Origin of the sequence: Paraflavisolibacter caeni, assembly GCF_025628885.1 — a bacterium.
Taxonomy (GTDB): Bacteria; Bacteroidota; Bacteroidia; order Chitinophagales; family Chitinophagaceae; genus Flavisolibacter; species Flavisolibacter caeni.
Genome location: NZ_JAOTIF010000002.1, coordinates 499,368 through 514,625 on the forward strand (window position 1 = coordinate 499,368; position 15,258 = coordinate 514,625).

The following is a 15,258-nucleotide window of genomic DNA, read 5'->3' on the forward strand; positions in this document are numbered from 1 at the left end:
GTCCTTTTATATTTTAAAAAATTCTTTTATCAAAGTTTGTTTAATCGATTAAACAAACCACTATATTTGTTCTGAAATCAAGATTGAGAGATTATTAATAGTTAATCACAGTAAGCTCAATTACTATTCTGTTGATCATTAAATCAGCAGTTAGCCATTCGGAAACCAAAATGCTTATTGATTATGTAGCGTATGACTGTTTGTTCATGAGCCTGGCTTGGACCTATATCTGGTAGTATCGCTTTGAGCTGCATACAAACTTCTAGCGTTTTTGTGATTATTGATACCAGTAAGCCTCCCTTATGTTTTTGGATTTAAAACTATTCCCTTTCCTACGGGTACCATCTGTTGATATTTAATCATATGTAATTCTCTGTGAACTATATTCTATGGAAAAGAAGATAAAGCGCATAGCAGTTCTGACTTCTGGAGGGGATTCCCCGGGCATGAATGCCGCCATTCGGGCGGTGGTACGCACCGGCATCTACTACGGACTGGAGGTCTATGGCATCATGCGCGGCTACCAGGGGCTGTTGGAAGAAGACCTCTTCAAAATGGAGTCCCGCTCGGTGGCCAACATCATCCAAAGGGGGGGCACCATTCTGAAAAGTGCCCGCTGCAAGGAATTCTACACCCCCGAAGGCCGGAAAAAGGGCTATGAGGTCCTCAAGAAAAATGAAATCGACGGCCTGGTGGTCATCGGGGGGGACGGCTCCTTCAAGGGGGCCTTGAACCTGAGTAAAGAATACGACATCCCCTGCATTGGTCTGGCAGGCACCATCGACAAAGACATCGCCGGCACCGACTTCACCATTGGCTTTGACACAGCGGTCAACACCGCCATTGAAGCCATTGACAAGATTCGGGATACCGCCGATGCCCATGACCGCCTGTTCATTATTGAAGTAATGGGTAGGGATGCGGGCTACATTGCCCTGCATTCGGGCATAGCCACGGGGGCGGAGAACATTTTGATCCCCGAGCGGAAGACCGATGCGGAGGCCATCATCACCTCGCTGCAGGAGAAGGAAAGAAGAAAGAAGCTGGTCAACATCATTGTGGTGGCCGAGGGGGATGAGTATGGGGGCATTGAGCTGTACCGCCTGATCAAGGAACGGCTGCCCAACCTGGACACAAGGTTGTGTACTTTGGGGCACATCCAGCGGGGGGGCTCCCCTACGGGACTGGACCGGCTGATTGCCTCTCGGATGGGTTATCATGCGGTGGAGTGTTTGTTGGAGGGCCGCTACAATGTGTTTGTGGGCATCCTGAACAACCGGATGAACTATGTGCCCCTGGAGCAGGTGGCCAAAAGGAAAGGTCGCATAGCCGAAGAGTGGATGAAGGTGGTGGAAACCCTGTCCACATAATCTGAACCTGGATTAAATAAACCAATACAATCAATCAAATAAATCAATCAACAAACTTTAAAATCAATTAAAAGACAATGAAAAAATACCAAGCTGGTGTTTTATATGGCAAAGAGCTGGAAGCACTCTATAAGGATGCCAAAGAGAATGGGTTTGCTTTGCCTGCAGTAAATACCATCGGCACCAATACAATCAATGCTACCCTGGAAACAGCTGCCAAAGTAAATTCTCCTGTTATTATCCAATTCTCCAACGGCGGAGCGCAATTTATTGCAGGTAAGGGTATGCCTAATGACAATCTGCAGGCCAATATAGCAGGTGGCATTTCTGGTGCCCTGCACGTACATAATGTTGCTAAATATTATGGCGTTCCCGTGGTGTTGCACACTGACCATGCCGCCAAAAAGTGGCTGCCTTGGGTGAGTGGACTGATTGACGCGGGTGCCCAATTCTTTAAAGAAAAAGGACAGCCTTTATTCTCTTCCCACATGTTGGACCTTTCTGAAGAACCTATTGAAGAAAACATTGAAACCTCAGTGAACTTCTATAAGCGCATGGCGCCCTTAGGTATGGGCATTGAAATCGAACTGGGTGTAACCGGTGGTGAAGAAGATGGTGTGGATAACAGTGGAGTAGAAAACGACAAATTATATACCCAGCCCCAGGAAGTGGCCTATGCCTATGAACACCTGAAACAGGTAGGTAATCTATTTACCATTGCTGCTGCTTTTGGTAATGTACATGGTGTGTACAGCCCTGGTAATGTGGAGCTGAGGCCCATCATCCTGAAGAACAGCCAGGAATACATCCGTCAAAACTATGGTACCGGTGAAAAGCCTGTATATTTTGTGTTCCACGGCGGCAGCGGCTCTCCTCAGCGTCAGATCAGGGAAGCGATTGAATATGGTGCTATCAAAATGAACCTGGATACGGATCTGCAGTGGGCATTCTGGGAAGGCATTTTGAACAACTATAAAAAGTATGAAGACTTCCTGCAAGGACAATTAGGTAATCCTGAAGGTGCTGACAAGCCCAACAAAAAGCACTACGATCCCCGCGTATGGCTGCGCAAAGGAGAGGAAAACTTCGTAAAAAGATTGACACAGTCTTTTGAAGACCTCAACTGCATCAACAGAAACGCATAAATAAAATAAAGTTTGTTTCACCTGCGATTGTGCAGGTGAAACAAAATACCTGGTAACAGCATCACCGCCTCTTCGAGGCATCATTATAAAACGAAATCCGATGATATTTTTCTTAAAAAAACATTTAGTAAAAAGTTATGTCAACCAAAAAGAGGAAGGGCAAAGCGGTACAGCAAGAAAAAGAAGTACAGCAGGAGGCTGCCCCGCAGGGACCTACTTCCTCCCTACAAAACACAAACAGTATGAGAGTTACAAATCTTCAGGAGCTTTCGCAACGCATTGACCAGATTCGTGCAGCGCAGAAAAAGTATTCCACCTATAGTCAAGAGCAGGTGGATGAGATCTTCCGTCAGGCCGCCATCGCTGCCAACAACGCCCGCATCCAGTTGGCTAAAATGGCCGTAGCCGAGACCGGGATGGGATTGGTCGAAGACAAGGTGATCAAAAACCACTTCGCATCCGAATACATCTACAACCAGTATAAAAACGAAAAAACCTGTGGCGTCATTGAAACCGATGAAGCCTTCGGCATCACCAAAATAGCAGAACCTATTGGCGTGATCGCTGCCGTGGTGCCCACCACCAACCCCACCTCCACAGCTATCTTCAAGGCCCTCATCAGCCTCAAAACCCGCAACGGCATTATCTTCTCTCCCCATCCAAGGGCAAAGAAAAGCACCATTGCCGCCGCTCAGCTTGTCCTCGATGCTGCCGTGAAAGCAGGCGCCCCCGAAGGCATTATCGGCTGGATCGATGAACCTTCCGTAGAACTCTCCCAACTGGTGATGAGCAAAGCTGACCTCATTTTAGCCACCGGCGGTCCAGGTATGGTGAAATCCGCTTACTCCTCCGGTAAGCCTGCCATTGGAGTAGGCGCCGGTAACACCCCTGCCATCATTGATGAAACTGCCCACCTCAAAATGGCCGTCAACTCAGTCCTTCTGTCCAAAACCTTTGACAATGGTATGATCTGCGCCTCCGAACAATCCGTCATTGTAGTAGAGGAAGTGTATGAAGAAGTTAAAAAAGAATTTGATGAAAGAGGGGCTTACCTGCTCAAAGGTGATGAACTGGATAAAGTAAGACAAATCATTTTGGTCAACGGTGTGCTAAACGCTAACATCGTGGGTCAGAGTGCCTATAAAATTGCCAAACTCGCAGGCTTTGAAGTGCCCGAAGCGACCAAGGTGCTCATTGGTGAGGTAGATTCTGTAGAGCATGAAGAGCCCTTCTCCCATGAAAAGCTCTCCACAATACTGGCCATGTACAAGGCTAAAAACTTTGATGAGGCACTCAGAAAAGCCGTGCGCCTCGTAGAGCTGGGTGGCTTTGGACACACATCTGTGCTCTATACAGATCCTGTAAAATCTATTGATCGCGTGGAACGCTTTGGCGCTGCCATGAAGACCGGTAGAACCATCATCAACATGCCTTCATCTCAAGGGGCTATTGGTGATATCTTCAACTTTAAATTATCTCCTTCCCTTACTTTGGGCTGTGGAAGCTGGGGTGGTAACTCCGTTTCAGAGAACGTAGGAGTAAAGCATTTATTAAATATTAAGAGTGTGGCCAACAGAAGAGAAAACATGCTATGGTTCCGCGTACCCGAGAAGATCTACTTTAAATATGGCTGTATGCCGGTAGCCCTCAGGGAGCTGAGAGATCTGGGCAAAAAGAAAGCATTCATTGTGACCGATAAGGTGCTTTATGAGCTGGGCTTCATTGAACCAGTGGTTAAAGTACTGGAAGAGCTCGCAATCGACTACAAAATTTTCTTTGATGTGGCTCCGGATCCTACCCTGGCTACTGCCCGCAAAGGAGCAGAGGAAATGATCTCCTTCCAGCCTGATACCGTGATTGCGCTTGGTGGTGGCTCACCTATGGATGCAGCCAAGATCATGTGGGTGTTGTATGAACATCCGGAGGTGCGCTTTGAAGACTTGGCCATGCGCTTTATGGACATCAGGAAAAGAGTGTATCCCTTCCCGCCATTGGGTGAAAAGGCAATGTTTGTGGCCATCCCAACATCAGCAGGTACCGGTTCTGAGGTAACACCTTTCGCGGTGATCACCGACGAAAAGACTTCTATTAAGTATCCTTTGGCTGACTACGAATTAACGCCCGACATCGCCATTGTGGATGCAGAGCTAATGATGAAAATGCCTAAGGGCTTGACATCCGCTTCCGGTATTGATGCCCTCACACACGCACTCGAGGCTTATGTGTCAGTACTGGCCTCTGAGTATACCAATGGACTGGCCCTGGAAGCCATCCGGCTGATCTTCAAGTACCTGCCTGCAGCCTATAGCGAAGGCACTACCAATATAAAGGCAAGAGAAAAGATGGCCCATGCGGCCACCATTGCCGGGATGGCGTTTGCTAATGCATTTTTAGGTATTTGTCACTCTTTGGCCCACAAGCTGGGGGCTACCCACCATGTGCCACATGGAGTAGCGAATGGCATGTTGATCACCGAAGTGGTGCGCTTCAATGCGGTGGACAACCCAAGAAAGCAGGCTGCTTTCCCGCAGTACAAGTATCCCAATGCAAAATGGAGATACGCCCGTATCGCAGATTATTTGCAGTTGGGTGGAACTACCGATGCTGAAAAAATTGAATTGCTCATTGCGGCTATTGAGGATCTGAAGGTGAAGGTTGGTATTCCGGCTTCTATCAAGGAGTATGGCATTGCCAAAGAAAAGTTCATTGCCACTTTGGATGATATGAGTGAACAAGCCTTTGATGATCAGTGTACAGGAGCTAATCCAAGGTATCCCTTGATTTCTGAGCTTAAACAGCTTTACATCAATGCTTATGAAGGTAGGGCTCCTAAAACAGAAGCCGTATTGGAAGTAGCAGAAGAAGCCGTGGATGCTTAATTATAAGACAGAAGCATAGCATAGTGCAACAAGAGGGCGGCAGCCCAAAGTGCTGCTGACCCTCTATTTAAAAAGAGTTCACTCTTCATTTTCATAGAAAAACAGCACGCCTTTCCGTCTCTACGGAAGGGCTTTTTTATTAACTATCAGCAACTTTTAGCAATTATCTTAACAATTGATTAGTTTAATCGTTTAAGCTATACCGTATCTTTGTATTGAAAATTAGAATAGAACAACTACTAACAGAGGTCAGAAAGCCAATCGTTAGTTTAATATATTGTAAGAATTTTCATATGGCAAGCAATCGTTAGACGCCTCTTGTTTCTACAAGGGGCTTTTTCTTTTAGTATATGATCTGAAGTCAGTTTGCTTGTTACTAAAACTGAAACAATATTGGAATAATTGGATACAAAAATGAAACCCAGATAAGTTATTAATATAAGCATGTTATTTAGGGGTTTGAAAATCAATGTTTTGTATTTTTCTTAACGATTTCTTCTCCATACAAGGTTTTGATACAAAATTGCTAGGGTTCCGCAGGTCTGGAGGTGTAAGATTGCTGGAAATTTTGCTTGTCGTATGAACAAAAGAAAAGTTTTCCTGTGGAGCCTGATTGTTGCTTTAGGCGGCTTTTTGTTCGGATTTGACACTGCGGTCATATCTGGTGCGGAACAATCTATCCAGAAATACTGGAATCTTTCGCCTGTCGAACATGGTTTAACTGTTTCCATAGCTTTAATAGGTACTGTTCTTGGTTCCCTTTTAGGAAGTATTCCTTCTGATGTATTGGGCAGAAGGTCTACCCTCATGATCATTGCTGCCCTTTATCTTCTTTCTTCTCTAGGTACTGCCTTAGCCACTAACTGGTATTTATTTCTACTATTCCGTTTTGCAGGAGGATTAGGCGTAGGTGCCTCTTCTGTAACTGCTCCCGTATATATATCTGAAATTGCTCCAGCGCAAAAACGTGGTAGACTGGTGGCCTTATTCCAATTTAATATTGTATTAGGCATTGTGTTTTCCTATTTATCCAACTACTTGATTGGGCAGGAAGGTGCGACTGCCTGGAGGTGGATGTTAGGTGTACAAGCTTTCCCTTCTTTATTATTCCTGGTATTGCTTCAACTTGTGCCTGAGAGTCCTCGTTGGCTGATTTCCTATAAAGGCAAAATCGAAGAAGCCAGGGCTATTTTACAAGTAGTAAGCCCTGATAGTTATAATGCAGAGGTCGAAAGTATTAAAAATACAAATCTGGCAGGGGAAGCTCAGGGTTATAGTAGCAATTTACTTTCGCGCAAATACAAATTCCCCATCTTTTTGGCAGTAACCTTTGCGGTATTTAACCAGTTATCTGGTATTAATGCGATTATTTATTATGCACCTCGCATTTTTGAAATGACCGGGTTGGGCAGAAGTTATTCTCTTTTGTCTACCTTAGGTATCGGTGCAGTGAACTTTCTGTTTACACTTCTTGCTATCAACTTCATCGATAAAATCGGGCGCAGGAAACTCATGTTCATTGGTTCTTTAGGACTTATCGCCACTTTGGGACTAGTAGCACAAGCCTTTTACGCTAAAAACTTTAATGGCTGGGGTGTGACGGTCTTCCTGTTGGTTTACATTGCTTTTTTTGCTTTCAGTCAGGGCGCGGTAATATGGGTGTTCATCTCTGAGATCTTTCCTAACCATGTGAGAGCCAAGGGCCAAACATTAGGCGGTACCACACACTGGGTGATGGCAGCCCTGGTTGCCTTTTCTTTTCCAATGCTGGCAGAAAAACTGGGCGGCGGCCATACATTTTTATTCTTCTGTGTGATGATGGTCCTGCAACTGCTTTTTGTCTGGAAGGTGATGCCAGAGACAAAGGGAAAATCGCTGGAGCAAATTGAACAGACACTGGTTCTGCATTAATGGTTAACGAGTAATGAATCATCACTGATTACTCATGAACTCCGTACAGATTTTTAAATGCTCTAAAACTCTAAATCATGAAACCTTCTTTATTACAACGTGATGTGGTGTGTTTTGGTGAAGTGCTCTGGGACATTTTACCGGATAAGGCACTTCCGGGTGGTGCGCCCATGAACGTTGCTTATCATTTGAAAAAGCTGGGGACAAACCCGGCAATGATTACCAGGATTGGTAAAGATGAATATGGCGAAAAGCTGGTGGAACTGCTTTCTCAAAACAATATCTCTACAGATTATATCCAGGTAGATGACAACCATTCCACAGGGCTGGTGTACGCTAAGTTGAAAGCTCAGAATGAAATGATATATGACATCGTACAACCGGCTGCCTGGGATTTTATTCAGTGGGATGACCAGTTAAACGAATCCGTAAAACAGTCAAAATTTTTTGTTTATGGTTCACTTACCTCTCGTGATCAGGTATCCAGAGATACGCTTTACAAATTGCTCGATATCGCAAATGCCAAAGTTCTGGACATCAACCTTCGGCCACCGCACTTCAACCGTTCGCTGGTTGAGTACTTATTGGGTAAGGCTGATATTTTGAAGCTGAACAATGCTGAACTGGAATTGATTACCAGTTGGTACAGCAAATTTCTGCACGCAGAAGACAGAATGAAGCTGTTGCAGGACCGCTTTCATATTGAAACAGTGGTTGTGACCTTGGGTGATGAAGGGGCAATGCTGCTGGAAAACGATTCAGTGAGCCGTCATCCGGGTTATCATGTACAGGTTGCTGATACCATCGGCAGCGGTGATGCCTTTCTTGCTGGTTTTATCCATCAAATCATCAAAGGAGCAGCCAGTCAGCAAGCTTTGTCCTTTGCCTGCGGTGCCGGAGCCCTTATAGCCTCCAAGTCGGGCGGATGTCCTCAATATGAAACTTCTGAGATCCACGCCATGATGCATACTTATTCAAAACAGCAATCCATTTCATCAATTTAAAAACTTCAATTATGCGAAAGCTTGTCTATTTACTGACTGTTCTTTTGTTATCGCTTTGCGCGATTGCACAACAAAGAACAGTTTCAGGAAAAATCACAAACACTACAGGTGAGCCACTTGCAGGTGCCAGTGTTGCAGAAAAGGGAACTTCCAATGCCGCCTTAACAAAGGCAGACGGTAGTTTCGCTATGATTCTTACTACTGCAGATCCTGTACTGGTTGTTTCATTTATTGGGTATGAAAAGGAGGAGACGGTTGTAGGAAATTCGGCCGAACTAAATATTCAACTGACACAACAACCCAAAGCCTTAAACACGGTAGTAGTTACCGGTTATTCTTCACAACGGAAAGCAGATCTAACCGGGGCGGTTTCCGTAGTTAGTCTCTCTGAAGTAAAGGACATCCCTACCGGGAACCCTATGCGGGCCTTACAGGGCAGAGTTCCCGGCCTTTATGTTGAGGCAACAGGGCAACCTAATGGCAGTAACAGTAAAGTGTTGATCAGGGGGCTGAATACGCTGGGTGATCCCAATCCGCTTTATATCATTGATGGGATACCAACAAAGGATCCGATGGTGTTTGGCAGTATCAATCCAAGCGCCATTGCATCTGTACAAGTGTTAAAAGATGCCTCTGCCGCATCTATATATGGTGCCAGGGCTTCGAATGGAGTGATCATTGTTACAACAAAGGATGGAAGAGGACGGGCTGGTCAGGAGCGGGTAAGTGTTCAATTCAACGCTAGCGTTTCAACACAAACTGAGAAACCCTGGCGGGAAGACGCACTATCTTCCGAAGGAAGGGGACGAGCGCTCTGGCAAGCGGCTGTAAATGACAAAACCAATCCCAATAACGCCATCTATACATACGACTGGAACGGCGATTACAACAATCCTGTTCTGAATAAAGTAAATATTGCTCCATATGTAGGCGGAGATACGCTCCAGCCTGCAGGTAATACCAATTGGCAGGATGCCAGCTATGAAAGAGCCATTATTGAACAGTACGACCTTTCTCTAACAGCCGGAACGAACAAAAGCAGTTTACTCGTAAACCTTGGGTACTATAAAAACACAGGTATGCTGGTATATACACATTACCATCGCTATACTACCCGTGTTAATGCTTATACAACTTTTTTAGACGGCAAAGTAAAGGTTGGGGAGAATATACAATTGGCAAGATCATCAGAGACCCTTGCCTCTAATGACTTGGGAGGCGTGGCTACACCTGAACTGGCCGTAACATTAGCTCCAACTATCCCTGTATTCAGAACAGATGGAACTTATGCTGGTCCTATAGGAGCCGGTTATTCAGACAGGAATAATCCTGTTCATATGCAGTATATCAACAGGTGGGATAAAAACAACAGGTTGAATATATTGGGTAATGTGTATGCTGAAATCACACCTGTTAAAGGTTTAGTTCTAAGAACGAGTCTTGGTGCCGACTATACCAATTCGTTATTTAAAAACATAGAGCCTGCTTTCGTGGAAGGTTTTTTAAGTAGGTCGGTAAATAGCTTGTCAGAGCAACAGGGTAATGACATTACATTAACATGGACCAATACGGCCAATTACCAGTTTACATTACAGAACAAGCATAAACTCAATGCTTTGTTAGGGACAGAATCTATCCGCGAAGATTTCCAGGGCTTTGGCGCATTTAGGGAAGGATTTGCTGTAGAAGATGAAGATTATTATGTTCTGGATGCTGGTACAGGGCGAAGCACCAATAATGGATCGGCTACTGGTTATCGCTTGTTCTCTTTGTTTGGTAAAGTCAATTACGCTTTTGGAGACAAATATTTGGCATCAGCCACTTTAAGACGTGATGGATCTTCCCGCTTTGGTACCGAAAACCAATATGGCTTTTTCCCGGCTTTTACCCTTGGCTGGAGAATTAATAATGAAGAATTCTTTAAGAATATCGATTACGTTTCCAACCTTAAACTGAGAGCAGGTATTGGCCGTGTAGGCAACCAGGAGATCGGTAACACTGCCCGCTTTGGCTTGTATCAAACGAACTATGGAACCTTGTATAATAATGGCGTTGGTTTCCCGGGGCAATGGTTGAATGTAGGTTCTGCCTATGATCTTAACGGGCTCAACCAGGGTACCCTGCCTTCTGGCTATGTACAAGTACAGGGCGAAAATCAAAACCTGAAGTGGGAGTCAACAGACGAATTGAATGTGGGCGTGGATTTCGGTTTATTCAATGAAAAAATAACCGGTTCGTTTGATTATTTCACCAGGAAAACTAAAGATATATTAATCCAGCCACCTATTGCAGGTGCTGTTGGTGAAGGCCGCGTTAAGTGGCTGAACGGTGCTTCGAAGAACAATAAAGGTTGGGAACTTCTGTTAGGATACAATAATAAAATTGGTGAATTAAACTATAGCATCAGTGGTAATGCCGCCCATTTTAAAGATAGAATAACCGAGTTGCCGGAAGAAGTGCGTACTGCCTACCCTGGCAATGTGGAGAAAACCATTGTTGGCCACTCACAGCTTTCTGTTTTCGGTTATAAAACAGACGGTATTTTCAAAAGCCAGGAAGAAGTGGATAAGCACGCAGCCCAAACAGGTAAAGGTATTGGCAGGATAAAATATGTAGACCTTAATGGTGATAATAAAATAGATGCCCTCGATCAAGACTGGTTAGGCACATTGTTACCAAGCCTTGAATATGGTTTCAGGATAGACCTTGACTATAGAAACTTTGATCTGTCCATTTTCGGATCTGGTGTAGCAGGTAAGACCGGCTTTGATCCGGCCAGGCAGTTTAATTCTTTCGCCGCAGTGAATCAAAACAATGGTCCTGGTGTTCTGGATGCCTGGACGCCGAAAAATCCAGATTCGAACACCCCGATGTTATCGCTTGTGAATAGTAATGATGAATTCAGGACTTCTGATTTCTTTATGGTCAATGGTTCGTATTTCAAATTAAGGAATGTTCAATTAGGATATACCATGCCAAAATCAGTTACTTCCAAGGTAAAAATGGAAACATTGCGTTTCTACTTTATTGGTCAAAACCTTTTTGCAATCAAAAGCAATGAATATTTGAGTAAAGATCCAGAAAGGATTGGCGGATTCGCAAACTGGCCTCAACCTACTACGTACACTCTTGGCGCTAACCTGACTTTTTAACATTTAAACAGCTATTAATCATGAAACATAATTTCATTAAGATATTATTGGTATCAGCAGTTGTATCGTTTGCCGGCTGCAAGAAATATCTTGATTTTGAACCGAAAGGTACACTAACAATAGACCAGCTTCAGACTCCTGATAAAGTGGATGCATTGGTAACTGCTGCCTATGCTGCTATTGGAAATGATTTTTGGGATGGCTCAATCACTAGCATGTGGGCTTATGGAAGCGTTCGTTCAGATGATGCGTATAAAGGCGGTGGCAGTGTTGGCGATGTTGGCGAATACAATACTTATGAGCAATATAACCTGGTTACCCCCACCACAATTGGTAATGCAAACAACACATGGACAAGGGCTTATGGCGCTATTTCCAGGGCAAATTTTGCGTTGCAGCAATTGGAGAAATTAACGACAGCTGAGATGTCCAATAAAGCAGTACGCCAGGCTGAAGCGCGCTTCCTGCGAGGCCATATGCATTTTTTCCTGAAGCTGCTCTTTAAGCACATTCCTTATATTGATGAAAAGCTTTCAGAAGCTGAAATACTAGCTACATCTAACCGCAAGTATTCCAATGATCAATTGTGGGATAAGATTGCTGAAGACTTTCAATTTGCAATTGATAACTTACCGGAAACGCAGTCTCAGGTGGGCAGGGCTAATAAATGGGCCGCTAAGGCTTATTTAGCCAAGGTGCGCTTGTACCAGGCATATGAACAGGATGAGAACAATAATGTAACAAATATTAACAAGAACAGGCTTAACGAAGTGGTTAATTTGACCACAGAAATTATCAATTCTGGTAAATACAGTTTGCAGCCTGATTTCGCGGAGAACTTCCTGTTTGGGTTTGACAATGGGCCTGAATCCATCTTTGCTGTCCAATTCTCTATTAACGATGGAACAAGTATTGGTCGTTTAAGTATGGCTACCAGTCTCAATTATAGCCTGGCGCCCCAGTATGGTTGCTGCTGGTTCCACATTCCATCCCAAAACATGGTGAATGCATTTAAAACAGGTTCTAATGGTCTGCCTCAGTTTGATTCCTTCAATGATGTTGCGTTGACAGATGCTGATCTTACTACGAATGGAGCTCCAGTTGATCCTCGTATTGATCATACAGTAGGTATACAGGGACATCCTTTTAAATACAATCCAAATATTCGTTACGATCACAGTTGGGAACGGATTGCAGCCTTATATGGTAGTTTTGGAAACATGAAAGAGCAACAGGAAGCTACCAGTCCAAGTTTTAAAAAAGTAGGACCTTTCTATGGAAGCGCAAAAAACATCGACATTATCCGGTATGCTGATGTGCTTCTTTGGAAAGCTGAAGCTTTGATTGAGTTAGGCAGGCAGAGTGAAGCCTTACCGCTGATTAACCAAATAAGAGCAAGAGCTAAAAGCAGCACGCAAAGAACACGATTGGCAAATGGTACAGCTCCTTCCAATTATCGGATTGAGGATTATAAGGATGGTGTCAATATTAATTGGACACAGGCCAATGCCCGTAAAGCTTTACAGTGGGAAAGGAGACTGGAATTCGCGATGGAAAGCCCGCGGTTTTTCGATCTGGTGCGTTGGGGTATTGCAGCTGAAACATTGAACGCATACCTTGCTGTTGAAAAAACAAGGAGAACGTATCTTTCTGCTGCCAAGTTTACCAAGGGCAGGGACGAATATTTTCCTATTCCGCAAAAGGAAATTGATTTTACCAAAGGTGTATATACACAGAACCCGGGTTATTAATAGTAAATTGCTGATCTCAATTCAGGCATTCTTAAATTGCCGGAGTTGAGATCAGTAAAATTTTCTTTTATCATAACGATATGCAACCATTATGAAGAAAGAATTTTCAGTGATAAAATTCATCCTTGCATTGTTCGCAGCAGTATTATTGTTTTCTGCAATAGCAAGTGCTCAGACTTCTGTTAAATCCAGAAAGCTTCCGCCATTTAGGATCATGCAAGCAAATGGGAAATTGTATAAAGCAGAAAACTTGCCTGTAGGGAAACCTATTTTACTAGTTTATTTTTCCCCGGATTGTGATCACTGTCAAAAGTTAATGAATGAATTCTTTAAAAGTGCTGAAGATTTTAAGAAGGCATCAATTGTTATGATCACCTATCTACCTGTGGATCGGGTTGCTCAATTTAACAAGGAATATGAGGTTCAAAGATTTTCCAACCTGGTAGTTGGAACTGAAGGGATGACCTTTCTTGTGCGTAACTATTACAATTTAATGGAAATGCCATTTGCTGCTTTGCACGATAAAGATGGAAACCTGGTAAAATCTTATACCAGGAATGTTCCCTTAAAGGAGTTGTCAAATAGTCTTTATCAGCTGAAATAGAAAGCCTTACACCTTATTCCTTTCAAAAGATATTTACCTTATAAACCTAAACATTATGTATGTAGAAACAAATAAAACTGGTGGAACAGCTTTAGAGACAAGTGAAACTCCAAAAGCAACAGGTTATGCTGTCCGGGCTTCTCTGATTGCAGCCTTAGGTGGCTTTCTTTTTGGCTTTGAAACTGCCGTGATTTCGGGAGCAGAGAAAACCATTCAGGAACTGTGGCATCTGAGCTCCGGCTGGTTGGGGTTCACAGTTGCGTCTTCTCTAATTGGAACAGTGATCGGGTCTATTATTGCAGGAATTCCTGCACAGCGTTATGGAAGAAAGAAAGTATTGACAGTGATTGCGTTCATGTACCTGCTATCAGCTATGGGGTGCGCCTTTACTCCGGTCTGGAGCCTGTTCATCATGTTTCGTTTTATTGGAGGTGTAGCAGTGGGAGCCTCTTCTGTTGTAGGGCCGATGTATATATCTGAAATTGCTCCGGCAAAGATCCGGGGCAGACTTGCCGGTTCCTTCCAGGTCAATATAGTAACCGGTATTTTAATTGCTTACCTGGTGAATGTATTATTGAGAGGAGTTGGTGACGATGCCTGGCGATGGATGTTAGGAGTGATGGCTGTACCTGCATTATTATTTGCCATTTTGTTGCGCACCATTCCTGAAAGTCCGAGATGGCTGGTTTTGAACAACCGGGATGAGGAAGCCCGTGCCATCTTCGCCAAAACAGGTGAACATAATGCTTTAGCGCTTATCAAAGAAGAACATGAACTCAGTAGGCATGGCACGAAAGAAAGTCTGTTTAATGGTAAGTACAATAAGCCAATATTATATGCTGTATTGTTGGCCATGTTCAACCAATTGAGTGGGATCAATGCGCTGATTTATTATGCACCCCGCATTTTTGAAATGGCCGGTTTTGATAAGGCCAATGCTTTTCAACAATCTGTATATATTGGCGCTGCAAACTTGTTGTTTACATTGATTGCCATGAGTGTGATCGATAAGTTTGGCCGTAAGAAACTATTGTTGATCGGCGCTGCCGGTATGATTGTTTTCCTGGCACTAACGGCCTTTGCATTTAACAGTCCTGGTGGCGGTGGTGCTGCGGTGATTGCATACCTCATTGGATTTATTGCCTTCTTTGCTTTTTCACAAGGTGCTGTGATCTGGGTTTTCATTTCCGAAATATTTCCCAACTCGGTCCGTTCACAAGGTGGTTCACTTGGCAGTTTTACACATTGGATTATGGCGGCTTTGGTTTCATGGACGTTTCCTGTCATCGTGGAAGGTAGTCCAAAAGGAGGCTTTTATTCCTTTATATTTTACAGTGTAATGATGCTGCTCTCCTTCATTTTTATCTGGAGGGTAATGCCGGAAACCAAAGGCAAATCACTGGAACAAATACAGAAGGAACTGGGCATTCAATAAAGATTAA

At 43.9% G+C, this 15,258-nt stretch carries 9 protein-coding genes; all 9 read left to right on the top strand.

The features are described from left to right. Positions 1-389: 389 nt before the first annotated feature. The 9 genes from pfkA to OCK74_RS06200 all read left to right on the top strand — a co-directional run bounded on the left by pfkA (position 390) and on the right by OCK74_RS06200 (position 15,251). Positions 390-1,370 carry a 6-phosphofructokinase gene (pfkA, locus tag OCK74_RS06160; protein WP_279296136.1) on the top strand — a complete coding sequence of 327 codons (981 nt, stop codon included), beginning with the start codon at positions 390-392 and terminating at the stop codon, positions 1,368-1,370. Positions 1,371-1,447: 77 nt separating this feature from the next. Next, positions 1,448-2,515, top strand: coding sequence for a class II fructose-bisphosphate aldolase (gene fbaA, locus OCK74_RS06165; protein ID WP_279296137.1), 1,068 nt, complete (start codon positions 1,448-1,450; stop codon positions 2,513-2,515). A 137-nt stretch (positions 2,516-2,652) separates the two neighbouring features. Beyond that, positions 2,653-5,394: a bifunctional acetaldehyde-CoA/alcohol dehydrogenase gene (gene adhE / locus OCK74_RS06170; RefSeq protein ID WP_279296138.1), complete on the top strand. Its 2,742-nt coding sequence runs from the start codon at positions 2,653-2,655 to the stop codon at positions 5,392-5,394. Between the two features lie 579 nt (positions 5,395-5,973). Beyond that, positions 5,974-7,305: a sugar porter family MFS transporter gene (locus tag OCK74_RS06175; RefSeq protein WP_279296139.1), complete on the top strand. Its 1,332-nt coding sequence runs from the start codon at positions 5,974-5,976 to the stop codon at positions 7,303-7,305. Between the two features lie 77 nt (positions 7,306-7,382). After that, positions 7,383-8,309, top strand: coding sequence for a carbohydrate kinase family protein (locus OCK74_RS06180; protein ID WP_279296140.1), 927 nt, complete (start codon positions 7,383-7,385; stop codon positions 8,307-8,309). Positions 8,310-8,320: 11 nt separating this feature from the next. Then, entirely contained in the window at positions 8,321-11,461 is a 3,141-nt protein-coding gene (locus OCK74_RS06185; protein WP_279296141.1) for a SusC/RagA family TonB-linked outer membrane protein, read from the top strand. A gap of 20 nt (positions 11,462-11,481) precedes the next feature. Beyond that, complete coding sequence (locus OCK74_RS06190) at positions 11,482-13,212, top strand: RagB/SusD family nutrient uptake outer membrane protein (RefSeq protein WP_279296142.1); 1,731 nt, start codon at positions 11,482-11,484, stop codon at positions 13,210-13,212. Between the two features lie 91 nt (positions 13,213-13,303). Next, entirely contained in the window at positions 13,304-13,816 is a 513-nt protein-coding gene (locus OCK74_RS06195; protein WP_279296143.1) for a peroxiredoxin family protein, read from the top strand. Positions 13,817-13,871: 55 nt separating this feature from the next. Then, a complete protein-coding gene (locus OCK74_RS06200) occupies positions 13,872-15,251 on the top strand; it encodes a sugar porter family MFS transporter (protein ID WP_279296144.1) in 1,380 nt (459 codons plus the stop codon). The last annotated feature ends 7 nt before the right edge of the window (positions 15,252-15,258 follow it).

Excerpts from the sequence above, each read along its gene's own strand:
- pfkA (WP_279296136.1), top strand. The coding sequence starts at position 390 with ATGGAAAAGAAGATAAAGCGCATAGCAGTTCTGACTTCTGGAGGGGAT.
- fbaA (WP_279296137.1), top strand. The coding sequence starts at position 1,448 with ATGAAAAAATACCAAGCTGGTGTTTTATATGGCAAAGAGCTGGAAGCA.
- adhE (WP_279296138.1), top strand. The coding sequence starts at position 2,653 with ATGTCAACCAAAAAGAGGAAGGGCAAAGCGGTACAGCAAGAAAAAGAA.
- OCK74_RS06175 (WP_279296139.1), top strand. The coding sequence starts at position 5,974 with ATGAACAAAAGAAAAGTTTTCCTGTGGAGCCTGATTGTTGCTTTAGGC.
- OCK74_RS06180 (WP_279296140.1), top strand. The coding sequence starts at position 7,383 with ATGAAACCTTCTTTATTACAACGTGATGTGGTGTGTTTTGGTGAAGTG.
- OCK74_RS06185 (WP_279296141.1), top strand. The coding sequence starts at position 8,321 with ATGCGAAAGCTTGTCTATTTACTGACTGTTCTTTTGTTATCGCTTTGC.
- OCK74_RS06190 (WP_279296142.1), top strand. The coding sequence starts at position 11,482 with ATGAAACATAATTTCATTAAGATATTATTGGTATCAGCAGTTGTATCG.
- OCK74_RS06195 (WP_279296143.1), top strand. The coding sequence starts at position 13,304 with ATGAAGAAAGAATTTTCAGTGATAAAATTCATCCTTGCATTGTTCGCA.
- OCK74_RS06200 (WP_279296144.1), top strand. The coding sequence starts at position 13,872 with ATGTATGTAGAAACAAATAAAACTGGTGGAACAGCTTTAGAGACAAGT.